The following is a 3,584-nucleotide window of genomic DNA, read 5'->3' as shown; positions in this document are numbered from 1 at the left end:
CCCGTACGTCTTCAAGGTCATCAAGGATTTCTACCCGGCGCCGAAGGAGACCTCGCGCGAGCTGATCATGAGCAAGTACCTGCTCGTGAAGACGCACGACCGTGGCGGCCGCATGGCCGACACGCTGGAGTACAGCAACGTCGCCTTCCCGCGCGCGCGCTTCGAGGAGGAGCTGATCGCCGAGCTGAAGCACTACTGCCCGAGCCTGGTGGAGGAGGATGGCGATACGCTGGTGATCCGCCACCTCTACATCGAGCGGCGCATGATCCCGCTGAACATCTACCTGCAGGAAGCCAACCCGCGGCAGATGGAGCATGCGGTGATCGAGTACGGCAACGCCATCAAGGACCTCGTGCGCGCGAACATCTTCCCCGGCGACATGCTGTGGAAGAACTTCGGCGTGACGCGCCACGGCAAGGTGGTGTTCTACGACTACGACGAGATCGAGTACCTGACCGACTGCAACTTCCGCCGCGTGCCCGAGCCGCGCAACGAGGAGGAGGAGATGTCGGGCGAGATCTGGTACCACGTCGGCCCGCGTGACGTGTTTCCCGAGACCTTCGGCCCCTTCCTGCTCGGCAACGCGCAGGTGCGCGAGGTGTTCATGAAGCACCACGCCGACCTGCTCGACGTCGCCTTCTGGCAGGGCCACAAGGACCGCATCCTCGCCGGCCACGTGCACGACGTCTTCCCCTACGACCAGGACAAGCGCTTCCGCCGGCACCGCCAGAGCGAGGCCGAGGCCGCCGAGGCCGGCATCTGAGGCCGCTCCGATGGACTGGAAGGACGCCTTCGAACTCGCCAGCTACGTGGTGACCGTGGTCGGCCTCCCGTTCGCGGTGTGGGTGTTCTTCGCCGAACAGCGCAAGGAGCGCGAAAACGAGGAGGAGGAGGCCTACCAGCACCTCTCCGACGCCTACAACGACTTCCTGCGCATCGTGCTCGACAACGCCGACCTGCAGCTGCGCACCAACACCGCGCTGCCGAACCCGACGCCGGAGCAGAACGAGCGCATGCTGGTGATCTTCGACATGCTGATGTCGCTGTTCGAGCGGGCCTACCTGGTGGCCTACAAGGAGGACATGTCGCCCACCGAGCAGCGGCGCTGGAACTCGTGGGACGACTACATGCGCGAATGGTGCCGGCGCGACGACTTCTACAACACGCTGCCGACGCTGCTGCGCGGCGAGGATGCCGCCTTCCAGAACTACCTCCGGCGCGTCGCTCAGGAAGAGCGCGGCTCGCCGATTCTTGCCAGCTGATCCGAAAGGAGCCTCATCATGTCCGACCCCATCGTCATCGTCTCCGCCGCTCGCACGCCGATCGGCGGCCTGCTGGGTGATTTCTCCGGGCTGCAGGCCTGGGAGCTGGGCGCCGTGGCCATCAAGGCTGCGGTCGAACGCGCCGGGGTGCCCGGCGACGCCGTCGACGAGGTGCTATTCGGCAACTGCCTGATGGCCGGCCAGGGCCAGGCGCCGGCGCGCCAGGCGATGCGCAAGGCGGGCCTGCCGGACTCCACCGGTGCCGTCACGATGAGCAAGATGTGCGGCTCGGGCATGCGCGCGATGATGTTCGCGCACGACATGCTCGCGGCGGGCAGCGCCAACGTGATGGTGGCCGGCGGCATGGAGAGCATGACCAATGCGCCGCACCTCATGTTCGCACGCAAGGGCATCAAGTACGGCGCATCCGCCGTCTACGACCACATGGCGCTCGACGGCCTGGAAGACGCCTACGAGCGCGGCAAGGCGATGGGCGTGTTCGCCGAGCAGTGCGTGGGCAAGTACAGCTTCACGCGCGAGGCGATGGACCAGTTCGCGATCGCCTCGACCCAGCGCAGCAAGAAGGCCAACGAGGACGGCAGCTTCGACTGGGAGATGGCGCCGGTCACCCTCCCGGGCAAGGCGGGCGAAACGGTGATCAAGTTCGACGAGCAGCCCTTCAAGGCCAAGCTCGACAAGATCCCGGGCCTGAAGCCCGCCTTCAAGAAGGACGGTGCGATCACCGCCGCCACCTCGTCGAGCATCTCCGACGGCGCGGCCGCGCTGGTGATGATGCGTGAGTCGACCGCCAGGCAGATGGGCGTGAAGCCGGTCGCGCGCATCGTCTCGCACGCCGTGCACGCACAGGCGCCGGACTGGTTCACCACCGCGCCGGTGGGCGCGATCGACAAGGCGCTGAAGAAGGCCGGCTGGGGCGTGAAGGATGTCGACCTGTGGGAAGTCAATGAGGCCTTCGCCGCGGTGACCATGGCCGCGATGGCGGAGTTCAAGCTGGCGCACGAGATCGTCAACGTGCACGGCGGCGCCTGCGCGCTCGGCCACCCGATCGGTGCGTCGGGCGCGCGCATCGTCGTCACGCTGCTCGGCGCGCTGCGCACGCAGGGCAAGAAGAAAGGCGTGGCGGCACTGTGCATCGGCGGCGGCGAGGCCACGGCGCTGGCGGTCGAACTGCTCTGACATGCCGCATGCCCTGATCATCGGCGCCTCGCGCGGCATCGGCGCCGAGTTCGTGCGCCAGTACCGTGCCGAGGGCTGGCAGGTCACGGCCACGGCGCGCAGCGACGAGGCACTGGCCGCCCTGCGCGCGCAGGGTGCCACCGCGATCGCGCTGGACGTGGCCAGTGCCGAGAGCACCTCGCGCCTGGCCTGGCAGCTCGACGGCTCGGCCTTCGACGTGATCGTGCACGTGGCCGGCGTGCTGGTGCGGCAGACCGGGCTGGCCCCACCCACCGACGCCGACTTCGACCACACCATGCACGCCAACGTGCTGGCGCCGATGCGCGTGCTGCCGCAGCTCGCGGACATGCTCGCACCGGGAGCGAAGCTGGCGCTGATCTCCTCGAAGATGGGCTCGATGGGCGCGCGTGCCGGCACGAGCAGCTGGCTGTACCGCGCCTCCAAGGCGGCGGCCAATTCGGTGCTCAAGGACATCTCGCTCGAGTGGGCCGGCAAGGCCACCTGCGTGAGCTTCCATCCCGGCTGGGTGCGCACCGACATGGGCGGCGCGAATGCGGACATCACGGCGCAGGAGAGCGTGGCCAGCATGCGTCGCGTGATCGCCGGCCTGGCGCCGCAGGACAACGGGCGCTTCCTGAACCACGACGGCAGCGAAATCCCCTGGTGACCTTCTCGAGGAACGAAGAATGCTGTTGAGCGATGACCACCGTGCCGTGCAGGAGGCCGTGCGTGCCTTCGTGCAGGAGCAGATCGCGCCCCATGCGGCACGCTGGGACAAGGAGCATCACTTCCCGGCCGTCGAGCTGCAGGGCCTGGCCGCACTGGGCTGCTACGGCGTGGCCGTGCCCGAGCAATGGGGCGGCGCGGGGCTGGACTACCTGGCGCTGGCGGTCATCCTCGAGGAGATCGCCGCCGGCGACGGCGGCACCTCCACCGTGGTGAGCGTCAACAACTGCCCGGTGTGCTCGATCCTGATGGCCTGGGGCAGCGAGTCGCAGAAGGAACAGTGGCTGAAGCCGCTGGCGCGCGGCGAGATGCTCGGCGCGTTCTGCCTGTCCGAACCGCACGTGGGCTCGCAGGCCGACGGCCTGATGACGACCGCCACGAAGGACGGCGACCACTATC

The 3,584-nt window shown here is 68.1% G+C and carries 5 protein-coding genes; all 5 read left to right on the top strand.

Annotated features, from left to right (window positions below):
• The coding region (locus AB7U92_RS23925; RefSeq protein ID WP_428582829.1) for an isocitrate dehydrogenase kinase/phosphatase-domain containing protein at positions 1–763 on the top strand (763 nt) is incomplete at its 5' end.
• Between the two features lie 10 nt (positions 764–773).
• The gene (locus tag AB7U92_RS23920) at positions 774–1,262 is read left to right on the top strand and encodes a hypothetical protein (protein ID WP_428582827.1); all 489 of its coding nucleotides are present in this window, start codon (positions 774–776) and stop codon (positions 1,260–1,262) included.
• An 18-nt stretch (positions 1,263–1,280) separates the two neighbouring features.
• The gene (locus AB7U92_RS23915) at positions 1,281–2,459 is read left to right on the top strand and encodes an acetyl-CoA C-acyltransferase (RefSeq protein WP_428582825.1); all 1,179 of its coding nucleotides are present in this window, start codon (positions 1,281–1,283) and stop codon (positions 2,457–2,459) included.
• A gap of 1 nt (position 2,460) precedes the next feature.
• Positions 2,461–3,126 (top strand): SDR family oxidoreductase, encoded by a 666-nt coding sequence (locus AB7U92_RS23910; RefSeq protein ID WP_428582823.1) that lies wholly within the window; start codon positions 2,461–2,463, stop codon positions 3,124–3,126.
• Positions 3,127–3,145: 19 nt separating this feature from the next.
• On the top strand, positions 3,146–3,584 hold a 439-nt coding region (locus tag AB7U92_RS23905; RefSeq protein ID WP_428582821.1), incomplete at its 3' end, for an acyl-CoA dehydrogenase family protein.

It is taken from the genome of Piscinibacter sp., from assembly GCF_050175855.1.
Classification (GTDB): domain Bacteria; phylum Pseudomonadota; class Gammaproteobacteria; order Burkholderiales; family Burkholderiaceae_C; genus Piscinibacter.
This window is presented reverse-complemented; position numbering and strand designations above follow the sequence as displayed.